Here is a 16,321-nt window from a genome sequence, read left to right on the forward strand (position 1 = left end):
GATGCGGCCGGTAGCCTTGATCGCGACCCTTCAGGAGAACGCTGTGACAGATGCCGCCCTGCCCTCGGACGCCGCTCGGCCCGCCGACGGCTTCGCCCTTTTCCCCGACCGCTCCGTCGTCGCCCTGCGGGTCAACGGCGAGTTGAAGGACCTGGCGACGGTCGTGCACGACGGTGACGCCGTCGAGCCGGTGACCGTCGGCAGCGCCGACGGGCTCGACATCCTCCGTCACTCCGCCGCGCACGTCCTCGCGCAGGCGGTGCAGCGGATCCGGCCGCAGGCGAACCTCGGGATCGGTCCGCCCATCACCGACGGCTTCTACTACGACTTCGGTGTCGACGAGCCCTTCACCCCGGAGGACCTCAAGGCGATCAAGAAGGAGATGGAGCGCATCGTCCGCGAGGGCCAGCGCTTCGTCCGCCGGGTCGTCTCGGACGACGAGGCGCGCGCGGAGCTCGCCGACGAGCCCTTCAAGCTCGAGCTGATCGGCCTCAAGGGTGCCGGCGCGGAGAAGACCGAGGGGGCGTCGGTCGAGGTCGGTGCCGGAGAGCTCACGATCTACGACAACGTCTCCCGCGATGGTGAGACGGCGTGGAAGGACCTCTGCCGCGGCCCTCACGTGCCCAACACCCGCATGATCGGCAACGGCTGGGACCTGCAGCGCGTGGCGGGCGCCTATTGGCGCGGGAGCGAGAAGAACCCCCAGCTCCAGCGCATCTACGGCACGGCCTGGCCGACCAAGGACGAGCTGCGCGCCTACCAGCACCGGCTCGAGGAGGCCGCGCGACGCGACCACCGGAAGCTCGGCGCCGAGCTGGATCTCTTCTCCTTCCCCGACGAGATCGGTCCCGGGCTTGCGGTGTTCCACCCCAAGGGCGGCATCATCCGCTACGAGATCGAGCAGTACATGCGTCGACGCCTCCTCGCCGCGGACTACGAGATGGTCAACTCCCCGCACATCACCAAGGGCGACCTGTTCATGACGAGCGGGCACCTGCAGTGGTACGCCGACGGCATGTACCCCCCGATGGAGCTGGACGAGGTGGTGGATGCCGAGGGGCACGTCACTCGGCAAGGGCAGGAGTACTACCTCAAGCCCATGAACTGCCCGTTCCACAACCTGATCTTCCGTTCGCGCGGGCGCAGCTATCGCGAGCTGCCGCTCCGCCTCGCGGAGTTCGGCACGGTGTACCGCTACGAGAAGAGCGGCACCCTGGCGGGTCTCACCCGGGTGCGGGGGATGACGCAGGACGACGCGCACATCTACGTCACCTCCGACCAGGTGCGCGACGAGCTGACGAGCAACCTCGAATTCGTGCTCTCGGTGCTCCGCGACTACGGCCTCGAGGACTTCTACCTCGAGCTGTCGACGAAGGAGGAGGGCAACCCGAAGTTCATCGGCGACGACGCGCTGTGGTCGCAGGCGACGGAGACCCTGCGGGAGGTGGCCGAGGCGTCGGGTCTCGAGCTCGTTCCCGACCCCGGGGGCGCGGCGTTCTACGGTCCGAAGATCTCGGTGCAGGCGCGCGATGCGATCGGGCGCACGTGGCAGATGTCCACGATCCAGCTCGACTTCAACCAGCCGGAGCGCTTCGAGCTGGAGTACACCGGTCCCGACGGCGACAAGCACCGCCCGATCATGATCCACCGTGCGCTGTTCGGTTCGATCGAGCGCTTTTTCGCGATCCTGCTCGAGCACTACGCCGGGGCGTTCCCGGTGTGGCTTGCGCCGGTCCAGGTCGTGGCGATCCCGGTCGCCGACGAGTATGCCGACTACCTGGGTGAGATCGTCCGGGAACTGCGCGAGCGCGGCGTGCGGGCGGAGCTCGATCGCTCCGACGACCGGATGCAGAAGAAGATCCGCACCCACACGACGCAGAAGGTTCCTCTGCAGCTCATCGCGGGCGAGCAGGACCGCGCCGGCGGCACCGTGTCCTTCCGCTTCCGGGACGGCTCGCAGCGCAACGGCATCCCGATCGCCGAGGCGGTGTCCCACATCCTCGGCGCGATCGAGGGGCGCGTGCTCGTGAACACCGCGGAGGACCTCGGGTGAGCGACGGGCGGGACACGGATGCCGATGCTTCGGTGACCGGATCGGATGCCTTCGCAGGCGTCCCGGACGAGTTCCAGCGGCTGTGGACCCCGCACCGGATGGCGTACATCCAGGCCGGGCGCGAGCCGCACCACGAGGAGTGCCCCTTCTGCGCGGCGCCGGAGAAGTCCGATGAGGACGGCCTCATCGTCGCGCGCGGCCGCACGGCCTACGTGCTGCTCAATCTCTTCCCGTACAACTCCGGTCATCTGCTGGTCTGCCCGTACCGCCACATCTCGACGTACGATCAGGCGACGCCCGAAGAGGTCGCGGAGATCGGTGCTCTCACCCAGGTGGGGATGCGGGTCCTCCGCGAGACCTCGCGGTGTGAGGGGTTCAACCTCGGCATGAACCAGGGCGCCGTGGCCGGTGCGGGAGTGGACGGCCACCTCCATCAGCACATCGTCCCGCGGTGGTCGTCGGACGCGAACTTCTTCCCCATCATCGCCAAGACCAAGGCGCTCCCGCAGCTGCTCGGCGATGTACGGCGGACCCTGGCGAGTGCCTGGCCGCGCTGATCCTCGCCTGTGGAGAACGCAGGGTTCCTTCACCGCCACGTGGGTAGGGTCGTGCGGGTGATCTTCCGCTCGCTGCACCAGTTCTCCGCCGCCGCGCTGTCCACGGTCGTGCTTGTGTCGGCCCTCGCCGCCTGCGCGCCCGCTCCCTCCGACCCCGCCGGGGCGAGCGCGACCCCTCCCAGGGCGTCTCCGGCGCCTGCGCCGGAGGTGGGGGAAGAGAACCCCGCCCCCGACATGGAGTCGGCCCTCCTCGAGCGCGAGGAGTTCTTCGACGCACAGCAGCAGCCCCGTGACGGCTCCCTGCTCTCGGCGAAAACGCCCGAGCAGCAGGAGTTCATCGCGCAGCAGCGCGCCTATCTCGAATCCCAGGGGGCGACGTGGGCGCCGGAGACGGAGTCGCTCCTGCTCGCCACGACGCTCGACGCGTGCGAGACCGCGATCCTCAACAATCACCGCACCGACGCGGATATCTTCGCCACGCACGTGAGCTCGTCACCGCTCTTCGCCCAGGTCGCCCAGGGCGACGAGGCTGCCGAGCAGGGGCTCGCGAGCATCATGGTGTTCGGGATGTCGTTCGTGTGCCCCGCGGATGCCGAGCAGTGGGATGCCGCCTACACCGAGGTGTACGGCTGAGCGACCCCCGCGGACCTGTTCGACTCAGCGGACCTGTTCGACCGAGAACTGCATCCGCGGGTGGGCGTACGCTTCCTGCGATTCGATGAGGCGCAGCTCTCTTTCGCCTGAATCGAAAGTGTTCTGCAGAAGATCGAACACGCTGGAGGTGGTCCGCGCGAGCGCGTCCGCGGCGTTCCCGGTGGAGGTGAGGTGCGCGGTGAACAGCGCGGCGGTGACGTCGCCCGAGCCGTTCGCCTTCATCGGGATGTGCGGCGTCCGCACGATCCACGCGCCGTCGTCGGTGACGGCGAGCATCTCGATCGTCCCTTCCGGGCGGTCGGGTCGCTCGACGCTCGTGACGAGCACCGTCCGCGGTCCCATCGCGCGGGCCCGATCGGCCGACTCCAGCGTCGAGGCGAGGTCCGAGGGCTCGGTTCCGGTGAGGAAGCCGAGCTCGAACTGGTTCGGGGTGATGATGTCGGCCGCCGGGACCACCTTCTCGCGGAGGAGCACGGGGATCGCCGGGGCGACGAAGCACCCGCTCTTGGCGTTCCCCATCACCGGGTCGCACGCGTAGACGGCGGCCGGGTTCGCCTGCTTCACCTGCGCGACGGCATCGAGGATCACGTCCGCGATACCTTCGCCGCCCTGATACCCCGAGAGGATCACGTCGATCTCGCCGAACACGCCACGGTCGCCGATGCCCTCGATGACGGCCGCGACGTCGTCCGGTGCGATGAGCGGGCCGCGCCACGCGCCGTATCCGGTGTGGTTGGAGAAGTTCACGGTGTACACCGGGAGTACCTCGACCCCGATGCGCTGAAGGGGGAAGACGGCGGCCGAATTGCCGACATGGCCGTAAGCGACCGCGGACTGGATCGAGAGGATCTTCACCGGACGATCATCCCACTGCCCGAGTGCCCGCGGTCGCCTCGACGGCGGCGAGGAGGTCGCGCCGGAGAGAAGCGGCATCCGTCTCGGTCAGGTCGTGCACCGTCAGGCGCAGGTGGAAGCGGGCGGCGTCGTCGCCCAGGAGGAACTCGTCACCGGGGCGGGCGAGCCAGCCGCGTCGCATGAGCTGCTCGCAGATGTCGCGGGCGGGCGACGGCACCCGCACCCACAGGTTCAGCCCGTCACCCGTCGACACCGTCAGCCCCTCGCTCCGCAGGGCTTCGGCGAACGCGGCGTTCCGTTCGGCGTAGTGGACCGCCGCCGCCTCGATGCCCGACCGCACCTCCGGGTCCGTCACCAGGGCGTGGGTGAGGCGCTGCAGGAGGTGGCTCACCCAGGTGGTGCCCGGACTCAGCCGCTGCGCCAGTCGCGACCCGGTCTCGGGATCGGATGCCGTCACCGCCAGGCACATGTCGGGACCGAGGAACTTCGACACCGACCGGACCAGGGCCCATCGTTCGTGGTCGCTCGGGATGACCGAGGCATGCGGCATCCGCGAGAGGAGGGAGAAGTGATCGTCCTCGATCACGAGCACGTACGGGTGGGCGGCGAGCTCTGCCCGCAGCTGCCCCGCCCGGCGCTCGGTGATGCTCGCTCCGGTCGGGTTCTGCGCGCGCGGCGTGCAGACCACCGCGCGGACGCCGTCGGCGAGCGCCGCCCGCAGACCGTCCACCGTCATGCCGTCGTCGTCGACGGGGACCGGAACGGCGCGATACCCCCCGAGGCGCACGGTGTTCAGGCTCGCCAGGAAGCACGGGTCCTCCAGCGCCACGCCGTCGTCACGCGTCAGGTAGGTGGACAGGAGACGGTCGATCGCGTCGGAGGCGCCGCTCGTGATCGTGAGCCGCATCGGCTTCTCCGGGGGCAGCGCGGCGCGCATCCACTCGTCCGCCCACGCCTCGAGGTCGCGATCGATCACGGGCTCTCCGTAGAGGACGGGCCGGCCGACGATACGCGTGAGCGCCGACGTCGGATCCGGGATCCGCGCGGGATCCGGATTGCCCGTCCCCACATCACGCAGAACGGTGTCGGCGGCGAACCCGTCCTGCGCGACCGTCGCGGGGCCCGTCACGTGCGTTCCTGCGCGGCCGCGCGAGACCACGAGCCCGGCCTGAGCGAGCTGACGGTACGCCGCCATGACGGTGTTGCGGTTGACGTCGAGGGCCTCGGCGAGGGCGCGCACCGGGGGGAGGGCGTCGCCCGCGCCGAGCAGGCCGCGCTCCATGCGCTCCCGAAGGCTCTCGGCGATCTCGTTCGCCGTCCCGCCCCGGATCCCCGAAAGGGCGTCGCGGTCGTTGCGGAGCATGCTGCGAGTCTATGCGCGCGCCACCCCGCGTCCGCCCCGTGCTACCTTTTGGCCTAGGCCAAACGTCAGGCTGTCCTCACCCGTCGAAACGGAGCGCCATGTCCACCTCCACCACCGGTTCCTCCCGCGTCAAGCGGGGCCTTGCGGAGATGCTGAAGGGCGGCGTCATCATGGACGTCGTGACGCCGGAGCAGGCGCGCATCGCTGAGGACGCCGGCGCCGTGGCCGTCATGGCCCTCGAGCGCGTGCCGGCCGACATCCGCGCCCAGGGCGGGGTGTCGCGCATGAGCGACCCCGACATGATCGACGGGATCATCGAGGCCGTGTCGATCCCCGTGATGGCGAAGGCGCGCATCGGGCACTTCGTCGAGGCGCAGGTGCTGCAGGAGCTCGGTGTCGACTACATCGACGAGTCCGAGGTCCTCTCTCCCGCGGATTACGTCCACCACATCGACAAGTGGAAGTACACCGTCCCCTTCGTCTGCGGCGCGACGAACCTCGGTGAAGCGCTCCGCCGCATCAACGAGGGCGCCGCGATGATCCGCTCGAAGGGCGAGGCCGGCACGGGCGACGTCTCGGAGGCGATGAAGCACATCCGCAAGATCCGAGGCGAGGTCGCCGCCCTCGGCGCGCTGACCAAGGACGAACTGTACGTCGCCGCGAAGGAGCTCCAGGCCCCGTACGAGCTCGTCGCCGAGGTCGCCGAGACCGGGGCGCTCCCCGTCGTCCTCTTCGTCGCCGGCGGCGTGGCGACCCCCGCGGATGCCGCGATGATGATGCAGATGGGGGCGGACGGCGTGTTCGTCGGCTCCGGCATCTTCAAGTCCGGCAACCCCGCCGAGCGGGCCGCCGCCATCGTGAAGGCGACGACCTTCTTCGACGACCCCAAGGTCATCGCGGACGTCTCCCGCGGGCTCGGCGAGGCGATGGTGGGCATCAACGTCTCCGACCTCCCCGCGCCCCACCGCCTGGCCGAGCGCGGCTGGTGACGCACCGGCCCCGCGTCGGCATCCTGGCCCTCCAGGGGGACGTGCGCGAGCACGCGCGCGTGTTCGCAGAGCTGGATGCGGATGTCCGACTCGTCCGTCGACCGGAAGATCTCTCCCTCATCGACGGACTGGTCCTGCCCGGCGGCGAATCGAGCGTCATCGACAAGCTGGCGCGGGCGTTCGGGATGCGGGAGCCGATCCGTGAGGCGATCGCCGGGGGGCTCCCGGTCTACGGCACTTGCGCGGGCATGATCCTCCTCGCCGATCGTCTGGAGAACCCGATCGCCGGTCAGCAGACCTTCGGCGGGCTGGACGCGACGGTCCGCCGGAACGCGTTCGGGGGACAGGTCGAATCGTTCGAGGTCGCGCTGGAGGTGCCGGTGCTCGGGGCGCCGCCCGTCCACGCCGCCTTCATCCGTGCTCCCGTGGTGGTCGACTGCGGCGCGCGCGTCGAACCCCTCGCCGCGCTCGCCGACGGTCGGGTCGTGGCCGTCCGGCAGGGGGCGATCCTCGCGACCGCGTTCCACCCCGAGGTCAGCGGAGAGACGCGTTTCCACGCGCTCTTCCTCCGCACGCTCCGCGCCCGCTGAGTCTCGCCGGTAGGATCGAGCGCATGTCCGGACACTCCAAATGGGCTACGACCAAGCACAAGAAGGCGGTCATCGACTCCCGCCGTGCCAAGTCGTGGGCCAAGCTGATCAAGAACATCGAAGTCGCCGCGAAGCTCGGCGGTCCCGACCTGCAGGGCAACCCCACCCTGTTCGACGCGGTCCTCAAGGCCAAGAAGACATCGGTGCCGAAGGACAACATCGACCGCGCGATCAAGCGCGGCGCGGGGATCGGCGGCGAGTCCGTCGAATACTCCTCGATCATGTACGAGGGGTACGGCCCGAACGGCGTCGCCCTGCTGATCGAGTGTCTGACCGACAACAAGAACCGTGCCGCCGCCGAGGTCCGCACCGCCCTCAGTCGCAACGGGGGGACACTCGCCGATCCCGGCAGCGTCGCCTACAACTTCTCCCGCAAGGGTGTCATCGTCGTCTCCGGTGAGGAGACCAACGAGGACGACGTCATGCTGGCGGTCCTCGAGGCCGGTGCCGAGGAGGTCGAGCCGCACGCGCAGGGATTCGAGGTCATCACCGAGGCATCCGATCTCGTGACCGTCCGCAGCGCCCTTCAGGACGCCGGGATCGAGTACGAATCGGCCGACGTGGAGTTCGTCCCCAACCTCAAGGTGGAGATCGACGCCGAGACGGCACGCAAGGTCTTCCGGCTCATCGACGCGCTCGAGGACAGCGACGACGTCCAGAACGTCTTCAGCAACTTCGACCTCACGGCCGACGTGCAGGCCGAGCTCGAGCAGGACGACTGATCGCCCGTCCCCGGCCCGGCGTCGCGGCATCCGTCACGTCCGCGCGTACCGTGGACGGGTGACGTCGTCGGTGCGGGTGCTCGGGATCGATCCCGGACTGACCCGTTGTGGGATCGGCATCGTCGACGTGCGTGCCGACCGCTCGGCCACCCTCGTGCACGTGGGTGTCGCGCGGTCGGATCCTGCCGCGCCGATCGAGGTGCGGCTCGCGGCGATCGCAGCCGGGATCAGGGCGGCCGTCGACGCCCACGCTCCGGACGTCGTGGCCGTCGAGCGGGTGTTCGCACAGCACAACCGCCAGACGGTCATGGGCACCGCGCAGGCCAGTGGCATCGCCCTGCTGGTGGCGGGGGAGCGAGGTCTCCCCGCCGCGACCCACACGCCGTCCGAGGTGAAGGCGGCCATCACCGGATACGGCTCCGCCGACAAGCGACAGGTGCAGGCGATGGTCGCGCGCGTTCTGCGCCTGGACGCGCTGCCCACCCCCGCGGATGCCGCCGATGCGCTCGCCATCGCTCTCTGCCATGCCTGGCGTCGGCCCCTCGGTCCGGTCGGGGGAGGGGCGGCACTGACTCCCGCGCAGCGCGCCTGGGCGCAGGCGGAACGTCGTGCGCGCTCCTGAGCGTGTTGCTCGAACAAACATGCGATACGACGTAAGGTCGGAGGATGATCTCATCACTCCGGGGACGCGTCACCCACGCCGACGATGACGGCGTCGTCGTGGAAGTGGGCGGTGTGGGACTCGCGGTCGCGGTGACCCCCGCGGTCGGCCGGTCCGCCCACATCGGCGCGGAGCTGATGCTTCACACGACGCTGATCGTCCGGGAGGACGCGCTGTCGCTCTTCGGGTTCGACACCCGCGAAGAGTTGCGTGTGTTCACCCAGCTCCTCGGCGTCACCGGCGTCGGCCCGAAGTCCGCTCTCGGAGTGCTGTCCTCGCTGACGGTGGGGCAGATCGCGGATGCCGTCGCCGGGGAGGACGATGCGCCGTTCCGCCGCGTGTCGGGCATCGGGCCCAAGACCGCCAAGCTCATCGTGGTCCAGCTGACGGGCAAGCTCGACCACGTCGTCTCCTCCGGCGCGTCCGGCGGCGGATCGGCGGTGGCGCCGGGCGTCGCCGCGCAGGTCGTGGCCGCCCTCGTCGGACTCGGCTGGCCCGAGCGTACCGCGGCGCCGGTCGTGGAAGAGGTGCTCGCCGACGCCCCCGAGGCGGATCGTGCGTCGGTGCCGGCGCTTCTCCGCCTGGCGCTGGCGCAGCTCGGCCCGCGCCGGAAGGAGGTCGTCGGTGGATGATCTGAGAGACGTCGACGAGCCCGTGGACGAGTCCGAGCTCGCGATCGAGGGCGCCCTGCGCCCGTCCTCCCTGGCGGAGTTCGTCGGGCAGCAGAAGGTGCGCGGACAGCTGCAGCTGCTCCTCGACGCGGCACGGATCCAGCAGCGTCCCGCGGACCACATCCTGCTGTCGGGTCCTCCGGGACTCGGGAAGACGACTCTCGCGATGATCGTCGCGCACGAGAGCGAACGTCCGCTGCGTCTGTCGAGCGGTCCGGCCATCCAGCACGCGGGGGACCTCGCCGCTCTCCTGTCGAGCCTCACCCCCGGCGAGGTGCTGTTCATCGACGAGGTGCATCGCATGGCGCGCTCCGCCGAGGAGATGCTCTACCTCGCGATGGAGGACTTCCGCATCGACATCATGGTCGGCAAGGGAGCGGGCGCGACGAGCATTCCTCTGGATCTCGCGCCGTTCACCCTTGTGGGAGCGACCACGCGCTCCGGACTCCTCCCCAACCCGCTGCGTGACCGGTTCGGCTTCACCGCGCACCTGGAGTACTACGAACCCGTGGAACTCGAGCGCGTCATCGAGCGCTCGGCCCGCCTCATCGGCGTGGCGGTGCCGCCGGAGGCACGCGCCGAGATCGCGCGGCGCTCCCGCGGAACACCCCGAATCGCCAACCGGCTCCTCCGGCGGGTGCGCGACTACCTCATCGTCCACGGCGACGGGGCGGACGCCGACCACGCGATCGTCGACGCGGCGCTCGACCTCTACGACGTCGATCCGATCGGTCTCGACCGGCTCGACCGGGCTGTCCTCGACGCCGTCGTGCGCCGGTTCCGCGGTGGTCCCGTCGGCCTCAGCACCCTCGCGGTGACCGTGGGGGAAGAGGCCGAGACGATCGAATCCGTGGTCGAGCCCTACCTGGTGCGGATCGGGTTCCTCGGGCGTACGCCTCGAGGACGCATCGCGACTCCAGAGGCGTATGCGCACCTGGGCGTCCGCAGCCCCGAATCGATGCTCGAACTCGATGACCTATAATCGCTGAAGGCTTGCGCCGACCCCCTAGGCAGTGCCGCCCCGGCCACGCCCTCTCGAAAGGCCCCTCCCTCTTCATGGACTTCCTCGCCAATTACGGCCTGCTCATCCTGCTGATCGCCCTGCTGGTGTTCATGTTCTGGAGCTCCCGCCGGCGCATGCAGCGCCAGAAGCTCGAGCAGGAGGAGCGCGCCCGCCAGACCGTGCCCGGTGCCGAGGTCCTCCTGCAGGGCGGTCTCTACGGCACGATCGTGGAGTACGACCCCGAGAACCTCGATCAGCCCGCGATCGTCGAGCTCGCCCCCGGCGTCGAGATCAAGGTGCACAGCCAGGCGATCCTCCGCGTCGTCTCCCCGACCGAGGGCGCCGTCAGCGAGGACGACTACCTCGCGGCCGAGCAGAGCCACGAGGAGTACGCCGAGGCCGTCGCCGACGGCGAGATCACCTCGATCAGCGACGACCGTCGTGCCGCGGGTGCTCACGAGGCGATCGACCCCGACGCTGAGCCCGGCAAGCCCCAGGCCTGACCCGTCCTCCGGGACGTCCCCACCAGAAAGCTGAGTCCGTGGCGACTTCCACCCCCGTTCGCAATGCCTGGCGCGCGCTGACCGGACTGCTGGCGATCACCGCCGTGCTGTTCGGCATCAATGCCCTCGGTGTCCACGTCTTCCAGCAGAGCTCCTGGGTTCCCGAGCTTGCTCTGGACCTCCAGGGCGGCACGCAGATCGTCCTCGAGGCGCAGACCGAGGACGGTGTCGCACCCTCCGAGGAGCAGTTGGCCCAGGCGGTCACGATCATCCGCCAGCGCGTCGACGCCTCCGGCGTCAGCGAAGCGGACGTCACCACGCAGGCCGGCAACCAGATCGTCGTTCAGATCCCCGGTCAGGCCGACCAGGAGACGCGCGACCGGATCGAGGCATCCGCACAGCTCCAGCTCCGCGCCGTGCTGTTCGCGGGTAGTCCGGCGACGAGCTTCGTCGGCGAGGACGGTACGGAGACGCCGTATCCGACCCCGGATCCCTCGCTGGTGGCGACTCCGACGGCATCGCCGACGAACGGCAGCGACCTCGCCTGGATCACCCCCGCCCTCGAGGCGGAGTTCCTCGCCTACGACTGCGCGGACCCGGCCAACGACCCCGCTCAGGCTCCGGCCGACCAGCCGCTCATCACCTGCGACCCGACCGGCGCGCAGAAGTACATCCTCGGCCCCGTCGAGCTCGACGGCTCCGCGATCGACGACGCCACCTTCGGTCTGCAGTCCAACAACGGTCAGTGGGCGGTCAACCTCCGCTTCGACACCGAGGGCACCGAGACCTTCGCCGCGATCAGCCAGCGCCTCTACGGCGCCACGCCGCCGCTGAACCAGTTCGCCTTCGTCCTCGATGGCTCGGTGCTCTCCGCGCCCTCGATGAACGCGATCATCGTCGGCGGAGACCCGAGCATCACCGGCAGCTTCACCCAGGAGAGCGCGCAGGTGCTCGCCGATCAGCTCAAGTACGGTGCGCTGCCGCTCAGCTTCAACGTCGAGAGCTCCAACACCGTCTCGGCGACCCTCGGTTCCCAGCAGCTCCAGATCGGTCTCATCGCCGGTCTCATCGGCCTGTTGCTCGTCGCGATCTACTCTGTCGTCGTCTACCGCGCCCTCGGCTTCGTGATCGTCGCGTCGCTCATCGTCATGGGTGTGCTCACGTACGTCATGTTGGCGATCCTCGCCTGGCGCATGGGCTTCCGCCTCTCGCTCGCCGGCGTCGCGGGCATCATCGTGACCATCGGCTTCACTGCGGACTCGTTCATCGTCTACTTCGAACGCATCAGAGACGAGATGCGCGACGGGAAGTCGATCACCAGTGCCGTCGAGGACGGCTGGGCGCGGGCGAAGCGGACGATCTACATCTCGAAGTCCATCAACGTCCTGGCCGCGGTCGTCCTGTACGTGCTGGCCGACGCGAGCGTGAAGGGCTTCGCCTTCACGCTCGGGCTCACCACGCTGATCGACATCCTCATCTTCATCCTCTTCACCCACCCGGTGCTCCAGCTGCTCGCGAGGACGAAGTTCTTCGGCTCCGGGCATCCGCTCTCCGGACTCGACCCCGACGCGCTCGGCGCGGTGTACCGCGGGCGCGCCCAGTTCCGCAGCCCCGTCGCCGCCGGATCCGCGGGGGCGGCCAAGCGTGCGGGCCGTGCACGGGGTGAAGCAGTGCGACGCCAGACGATCGCCGAACGCAAGCAGGCAGAGCTCCAGGCCGCGGGTGCGGACCGGACATCGTCGACCACCGGCAAGGAGGGAGACCGCTGATGCGCTCCATGAATCAGCTCGGCAACGACCTCTACACCGGTAAGGTCTCGTTCCCGTTCGTCGGCCGTCGGCGGCTGTGGTTCCTCATCGCGGCGATCCTCGTCATCGGTGCGGCGCTCGTTCCGCTGTTCCGTCCGATCCAGTTCTCCATCGAGTTCACCGGCGGCTCTCAGTTCACGGTGAACAACGTGGTCGACACCGACCAGTTGATCGCCGACGAGGCAGTGCGGTCGGTGGTTCCGACCGCGACCACGCGCGTGGCGACGGTCGGTGAGGACACGATCCGCGTTCAGACGGACCAGCTGACGGATGCCGAGACCCGCGACGTCTCCGCTGCCCTCTCCGCGGCGTACGACGTCCCCGTCGCCGACATCAGCGAGTCCTTCATCGGTCCCAGTTGGGGTGCGGACGTCACGCGTCAGTCGCTGTGGGGGTTGGCGATCTTCCTCGCCTTGACGTTCCTGATCCTCGCCGTGTACTTCCGTACGTGGAAGATGTCGGTGGCAGCCATCATCGGTCTGGTCGATGTCCTCGTGATCACGATCGGCGTGTATGCGCTCTTCGGCTTCGAGATTTCGCCGGCCGGTGTCATCGGCTTCCTGACGATCTTGTCGTACGCGCTGTACGACACCACCGTGGTGTTCGACAAGATCAGGGAGAACACCACGGAAGACGGCGAGATATCGGGTCGCACCTTCGGGGAGTCCGTGAACCTCGCGGTGAACCAGACGCTGGTGCGTTCGATCAACACGACGGTCGTCGCAGCGCTCCCGACCGCAGCGATCCTCATCATCGGCGTCATCTGGATGGGCGCGCAGACGCTCACAGACCTGTCGCTGGCGATCTTCGTCGGAACGATCGTGGCGGCGTACTCCACCCTGTTCGTGGCTGCGCCGCTGTACTCGCTGCTCCGCGAGCGCGAGCCCAACCTGGTCGCACGCGACCAGCGCGTGCTCGAGGCTCGCGAGCTGGCCGGCACCCCCGCCTGACTCGGCTCGCCGCCCGCGGGCGGCGTAGGATGATGATCTTCACCGGAGGGTAGGGCGTCGATTGGCAGAGACCGTTCCCCCCGCGTCGACATCGTCGCTTCGACGACTCGTGCCGCGGATCTTCTCGCGGTCGGCGCGACGGGATGATGTCGAGCAGCTGCTGAGGACGGTGCGGACACACCATCCCAAGGGCGACCTCGTCATCCTCGAGCGCGCCTATGCGGTCGCCGACAAGGCGCACAGTGGTCAGACGCGGCAAAGCGGCGAGCCGTACATCACGCATCCGCTCGCGGTCGCGCAGATCCTCGCCGACCTGGGGCTCGGACCGCGGGCGATCGCCGCGGCGCTCCTCCACGACACGGTCGAGGACACCTCCTACGGGCTCGACGACCTGTCGGCGGAGTTCGGCGACGAGGTGGCGATGCTGGTCGACGGCGTCACCAAACTCGACAAGGTCAAGTACGGCGAGAGCGCGCAGGCCGAGACAGTCCGCAAGATGATCGTCGCGATGTCGCGCGACATCCGCGTCCTGCTCATCAAGCTCGCCGATCGACTCCACAACGCGCGCACCTGGGGCTTCGTGCCGCCCGAGAAGGCGCGGAAGAAGGCGACGGAGACCCTCGAGATCTACGCGCCCCTGGCGCACCGGCTCGGTATTCAGGCGATCAAGTCCGAACTCGAGGACCTGAGCTTCGCGGTACTCCACCCGAAGCTGTACGCCGAGATCGAGAGTCTCGTGCGTCAGCGGACACCCCAGCGCGAGCAGTACGTCCGCAACGTCATCGAGTCCGTCGACGCGGACCTCCGTGAGCTGCGGATCCGCGGACGGGTCATGGGGCGGCCCAAGCAGCTGTACTCGGTCTATCAGAAGATGATCGTGCGCGGTCGCGAGTTCGACGACATCTACGACCTGATCGGTATCCGTGTCCTCGTCGGCAGTGTTCGTGACTGCTATGCGGTCCTCGGGGCCATCCACGCGCGGTGGACGCCGCTTCCGGGCCGATTCAAGGACTACATCGCGACCCCGAAGTTCAACCTCTACCAGTCGTTGCACACCACGGTCATCGGGCCGAACGGCCGCACGGTCGAGATCCAGATCCGCACCAACGAGATGCATCAGCAGGCGGAGTTCGGCGTCGCCGCCCACTGGAAGTACAAAGAGCAGATGGCGGGTGCGAAGCCGGACGCGAAGTCCATGGACACCGACATGGCCTGGCTCGCGCACATCTCCGACTGGCAGGCCGAGACCGCCGACCCGGGAGAGTTCCTCGATTCGCTGCGCTTCGAGATCGGCGCGAAGGAGGTGTACGTCTTCACGCCCAAGGGTCGCGTGATCGGCCTCCCCGCAGGGGCGACGCCGGTCGACTTCGCCTACGCGGTGCACACCGAGGTCGGGCACCGGACGATGGGCTCAAAGGTCAACGGCCGGCTCGTGCCGCTCGAATCCGAGCTGAAGAGCGGCGACGTCGTCGAGGTCTTCACGTCGAAGAACCCCGATGCGGGGCCGAGCCAGGACTGGCTGAGCTTCGTCAAGAGCACGCGCGCGCGTTCCAAGATCCGAGGCTGGTTCACGAAGGAGCGGCGCGAAGAGGCCATCGAACAGGGCAAGGAGTCCATCGCCCGCGCGATGCGGCGGCAGAACCTGCCCCTCCAGCGGCTGATGAGCCAGGATTCGTTCGGCGAGGTGGCGCAGCAGCTGAAGTACGAGGACGTCTCCGCGCTCTATGCGGCGGTCGGAGAAGGGCACGTGTCGACTCAGTCGGTGATCGAGAAGGTCACCGCGCTCGTCAGCGCTCAGGACACCTCGACCGGGCCGATCGACATCCCCGTGGTCGGCCGCGCCCGCCAGCCGCGCAGCGGCGATTCCGGTGTCCTCGTGCGGGGTGCCCCCGACATCCTGGTGAAGCTCGCCAAGTGTTGCACGCCGGTCCCCGGCGACGAGATCGTCGGCTTCGTCACCCGCGGGAGCGGGGTGTCGGTCCACCGCGAGGACTGCACCAATGTGGCCTCCCTCAAACAGGACCCGCAACGCCTGATCGACGTCGAGTGGGCGCCCACGACGAAGAGCCTCTTCCTCGTCCAGATCCAGGTCGAGGCCTTGGACCGCTCGGGTCTTCTCAGCGACGTGACGCGTGTGCTCAGTGAGCATCACGTGAACATCCTGTCGGCGACGGTGTCCACCAACAACGATCGCCTGGCCATCAGTCGTTTCGTCTTCGAGATGGGCGACACCGTCCACCTCGACCGGGTGCTGAACGCGGTGCGGCGCATCGACGCCGTCTACGACGTCTACCGGGTCACGTCGAGCTGATCGCCCAGGGCGGTCAGCGCCGCCCGCGCCCGGCGCACGTGGGGGAGTGAACTGGTCTCCAGCCACGCTCGCGTCTCATCGAGGACGGCAGGGACGGCGATCGCGAACGCCCGGGCGGCGTCTGCGTAGACGGGGGATTCCTCGCGCAGGAGGTCGGCGAGGGTGCGGGCCCGGGACGTGACGAGCGTGCCCCCGCAGCGGAGCAGATCGTCCGGATCCACGCGGATGTCGCGATACTGCAGGCGCCGTGAAACGAGTGTGTGCCGCCGCCGCAGGCTCGTGCGTTGCACGGTGTGGCGGCCCGGCGGGTCGACCAGACCGCCGTGGATCCACGCGGCGGACAGATGGGTCGCGGCCAGATCGTCGCCGAGAAGCGGGCGGAGGGATGCCGCCCGCAGCGCTACAGTTTCCACGGTGTCGGCCGGGGCGTAGCCCTCGCCGACTTCGACGATGTCGCCGTCGAGGCAGGCCGCCGTCAGCTCCGCATGCGAGAGGCGGTCACCGGCGAAGTACAGCAGTCGAGATCCCACCCTCGAAGTGTGCCCTGCATCGCCACGATGCAGCGGCCCGG

Annotated in this window: 16 protein-coding genes; 13 read left to right on the plus strand and 3 right to left on the minus strand. The window is 69.0% G+C overall.

Annotation, left to right across the window (positions count from 1 at the left end; translation table 11 throughout):
* Window position 1 precedes the first annotated feature (1 nt).
* The 3 genes from thrS to KZC50_RS10825 are packed head-to-tail and all read left to right on the plus strand — an operon-like array spanning window position 2 to window position 3,243.
* Window positions 2-2,053, plus strand: coding sequence for a threonine--tRNA ligase (gene thrS / locus KZC50_RS10815; protein ID WP_375294596.1), 2,052 nt, complete (start codon window positions 2-4; stop codon window positions 2,051-2,053).
* Window positions 2,050-2,610 carry an HIT family protein gene (locus KZC50_RS10820; protein WP_310891696.1) on the plus strand — a complete coding sequence of 187 codons (561 nt, stop codon included), beginning with the start codon at window positions 2,050-2,052 and terminating at the stop codon, window positions 2,608-2,610. The genes thrS and KZC50_RS10820 overlap by 4 nt, the downstream gene beginning before the upstream one ends.
* A gap of 57 nt (window positions 2,611-2,667) precedes the next feature.
* A complete protein-coding gene (locus tag KZC50_RS10825; RefSeq protein WP_310891697.1) occupies window positions 2,668-3,243 on the plus strand; it encodes a hypothetical protein in 576 nt (191 codons plus the stop codon).
* A 24-nt stretch (window positions 3,244-3,267) separates the two neighbouring features.
* On the opposite strand, the gene pdxY is transcribed toward KZC50_RS10825, so the two are convergent.
* Both pdxY and KZC50_RS10835 read right to left on the minus strand, forming a co-directional pair.
* A complete protein-coding gene (gene pdxY, locus KZC50_RS10830) occupies window positions 3,268-4,119 on the minus strand; it encodes a pyridoxal kinase PdxY (RefSeq protein WP_310891698.1) in 852 nt (283 codons plus the stop codon).
* Between the two features lie 7 nt (window positions 4,120-4,126).
* Window positions 4,127-5,482, minus strand: coding sequence for an aminotransferase class I/II-fold pyridoxal phosphate-dependent enzyme (locus KZC50_RS10835; protein ID WP_310891699.1), 1,356 nt, complete (start codon window positions 5,480-5,482; stop codon window positions 4,127-4,129).
* A 98-nt stretch (window positions 5,483-5,580) separates the two neighbouring features.
* Between KZC50_RS10835 and pdxS the strand changes: the two genes are divergently transcribed.
* The 10 genes from pdxS to KZC50_RS10885 all read left to right on the plus strand — a co-directional run bounded on the left by pdxS (window position 5,581) and on the right by KZC50_RS10885 (window position 15,750).
* A complete protein-coding gene (pdxS, locus tag KZC50_RS10840; RefSeq protein WP_236968919.1) occupies window positions 5,581-6,471 on the plus strand; it encodes a pyridoxal 5'-phosphate synthase lyase subunit PdxS in 891 nt (296 codons plus the stop codon).
* On the plus strand, window positions 6,465-7,061 hold the full coding sequence (pdxT, locus tag KZC50_RS10845) for a pyridoxal 5'-phosphate synthase glutaminase subunit PdxT (protein ID WP_301132509.1): 597 nt from the start codon (window positions 6,465-6,467) through the stop codon (window positions 7,059-7,061). The genes pdxS and pdxT overlap by 7 nt, the downstream gene beginning before the upstream one ends.
* Window positions 7,062-7,084: 23 nt before the next feature.
* Entirely contained in the window at window positions 7,085-7,843 is a 759-nt protein-coding gene (locus KZC50_RS10850; RefSeq protein WP_053547411.1) for a YebC/PmpR family DNA-binding transcriptional regulator, read from the plus strand.
* 58 nt (window positions 7,844-7,901) lie between these two features.
* A complete protein-coding gene (gene ruvC, locus KZC50_RS10855; protein ID WP_310891700.1) occupies window positions 7,902-8,465 on the plus strand; it encodes a crossover junction endodeoxyribonuclease RuvC in 564 nt (187 codons plus the stop codon).
* Window positions 8,466-8,509: 44 nt separating this feature from the next.
* Window positions 8,510-9,136 (plus strand): Holliday junction branch migration protein RuvA, encoded by a 627-nt coding sequence (gene ruvA / locus KZC50_RS10860; protein WP_310891701.1) that lies wholly within the window; start codon window positions 8,510-8,512, stop codon window positions 9,134-9,136.
* Complete coding sequence (ruvB, locus tag KZC50_RS10865; protein ID WP_301132337.1) at window positions 9,129-10,157, plus strand: Holliday junction branch migration DNA helicase RuvB; 1,029 nt, start codon at window positions 9,129-9,131, stop codon at window positions 10,155-10,157. The genes ruvA and ruvB overlap by 8 nt, the downstream gene beginning before the upstream one ends.
* Window positions 10,158-10,231: 74 nt before the next feature.
* Complete coding sequence (locus tag KZC50_RS10870) at window positions 10,232-10,681, plus strand: preprotein translocase subunit YajC (protein WP_053547415.1); 450 nt, start codon at window positions 10,232-10,234, stop codon at window positions 10,679-10,681.
* A 38-nt stretch (window positions 10,682-10,719) separates the two neighbouring features.
* The gene (gene secD / locus KZC50_RS10875) at window positions 10,720-12,450 is read left to right on the plus strand and encodes a protein translocase subunit SecD (protein WP_310891702.1); all 1,731 of its coding nucleotides are present in this window, start codon (window positions 10,720-10,722) and stop codon (window positions 12,448-12,450) included.
* A complete protein-coding gene (gene secF / locus KZC50_RS10880) occupies window positions 12,450-13,439 on the plus strand; it encodes a protein translocase subunit SecF (protein ID WP_310891703.1) in 990 nt (329 codons plus the stop codon). The genes secD and secF overlap by 1 nt, the downstream gene beginning before the upstream one ends.
* Before the next feature lie 61 nt (window positions 13,440-13,500).
* Complete coding sequence (locus tag KZC50_RS10885; RefSeq protein ID WP_310891704.1) at window positions 13,501-15,750, plus strand: RelA/SpoT family protein; 2,250 nt, start codon at window positions 13,501-13,503, stop codon at window positions 15,748-15,750.
* On the opposite strand, the gene KZC50_RS10890 is transcribed toward KZC50_RS10885, so the two are convergent.
* Window positions 15,729-16,280, minus strand: coding sequence for a hypothetical protein (locus tag KZC50_RS10890; RefSeq protein ID WP_053547419.1), 552 nt, complete (start codon window positions 16,278-16,280; stop codon window positions 15,729-15,731). The two genes, KZC50_RS10885 and KZC50_RS10890, sit on opposite strands and share 22 nt — an antisense overlap.
* Window positions 16,281-16,321: the final 41 nt, after the last annotated feature.

Origin of the sequence: Microbacterium aurantiacum, assembly GCF_031625015.1 — a bacterium.
In the GTDB taxonomy this organism is placed as follows: domain Bacteria; phylum Actinomycetota; class Actinomycetes; order Actinomycetales; family Microbacteriaceae; genus Microbacterium; species Microbacterium aurantiacum.

Coding starts and splice junctions, on each gene's coding strand:
- thrS (WP_375294596.1), top strand. CDS start 2: ATGCGGCCGGTAGCCTTGATCGCGACCCTTCAGGAGAACGCTGTGACA.
- KZC50_RS10835 (WP_310891699.1), bottom strand. CDS start 5,482: ATGCTCCGCAACGACCGCGACGCCCTTTCGGGGATCCGGGGCGGGACG.
- pdxS (WP_236968919.1), top strand. CDS start 5,581: ATGTCCACCTCCACCACCGGTTCCTCCCGCGTCAAGCGGGGCCTTGCG.
- KZC50_RS10850 (WP_053547411.1), top strand. CDS start 7,085: ATGTCCGGACACTCCAAATGGGCTACGACCAAGCACAAGAAGGCGGTC.
- ruvA (WP_310891701.1), top strand. CDS start 8,510: ATGATCTCATCACTCCGGGGACGCGTCACCCACGCCGACGATGACGGC.
- KZC50_RS10870 (WP_053547415.1), top strand. CDS start 10,232: ATGGACTTCCTCGCCAATTACGGCCTGCTCATCCTGCTGATCGCCCTG.
- secF (WP_310891703.1), top strand. CDS start 12,450: ATGCGCTCCATGAATCAGCTCGGCAACGACCTCTACACCGGTAAGGTC.